Below are 1,066 nucleotides of genomic sequence, written 5' to 3'. Positions count from 1 at the left end.
TGAACTGACCCCAGTTTATTGGACAGTTTAAATTAGTTAGGTAAAGACTGAGTTCGGTATTGAACTGGACTCAGTCCTTTTAATTTTATCTTGATCCTTTCAGTATTGTAATACTTGATATATTCATGAAGTTCTTCTTCTAGTTCATCCAAATCTCTAAATTGCTTTGTATAAAAACATTCTGTTTTTAATATGCCAAAAAAATTCTCTATTACTGCATTATCTAAACAATTTCCTTTTCGTGACATACTTTGAATAATACCTTGTTTCTTAAGGCTATTGTGATAACGACTCATTTGGTATTGCCATCCTTGATCTGAATGCAGTATAAGTTCACCTCCCTGAGTCAATTTCGAAAAGGCTTGGGTAAGCATCTGCTCAATCATATTGTAATGAGGACGTCTAGCTATTTGGTAGGAAATAATTTCTTGATTAAATAAGTCAAGAATAGGCGAAAGATAAAGCTTTTCACCTTTTACCTTAAATTCGGTGACATCAGTAACCCATTTTTCGTTGGGCTTGCTGGCATTAAAATTTCTTTCGAGATGATTATCAGCAATTCGACCTAATAGACCTTTATAAGAACGATATTTTTTAGGTCTTACAATAGATTTTAGTCCCTGAACCTGCATTAACCGCTGTACTTTTTTATGGTTAATAACGACTTCATTTCGCAGTACAGCAGTGATCCTTCGATAACCATATCGACCTTTATGTTGATGATAAATAGCCTTTATTTTATCTTTTAATAATTTATCTTTTGAATCATGACTATTTTTTTGATGGTAATAAAACGTACTTTTTGATAAAGAAAGTGCACGTAATAAAACCAAAATAGGATAAACCATTTTTAGTTGATTAACGATGGCAACACGTTGTTTTACCGTCGTTTTGTTTCCTGCAATTCTTGTAACTTTTTTAAGCAAGCATTCTCAGCACGTAAATACTCGAGTTCCTTTAAAAGTTCTTTAAGCGATTTATCTTTGTCATTCTTAGGTAATTCTGTTTTCTTTTTAGTCAATGTAGGTCTTCCTTTTTTCTTGGGAGCTAATGCCTCAATACCATG

At 32.6% G+C, this 1,066-nt stretch carries 1 protein-coding gene and 1 pseudogene; both read right to left on the bottom strand.

Features of this window, described 5'->3' with window-relative positions; genetic code table 11:
* Positions 1–32: 32 nt before the first annotated feature.
* A complete protein-coding gene (locus B6258_RS01775; protein WP_240531506.1) occupies positions 33–926 on the bottom strand; it encodes an IS3 family transposase in 894 nt (297 codons plus the stop codon).
* Positions 881–1,066: pseudogene (locus tag B6258_RS18140) on the bottom strand (helix-turn-helix domain-containing protein); the annotation flags it as partial. The gene B6258_RS01775 and the pseudogene B6258_RS18140, both read right to left, overlap by 46 nt.

Origin of the sequence: Proteus alimentorum, from assembly GCF_002607735.1 — a bacterium.
GTDB classification, from domain to species: domain Bacteria; phylum Pseudomonadota; class Gammaproteobacteria; order Enterobacterales; family Enterobacteriaceae; genus Proteus; species Proteus alimentorum.
This window is presented reverse-complemented; position numbering and strand designations above follow the sequence as displayed.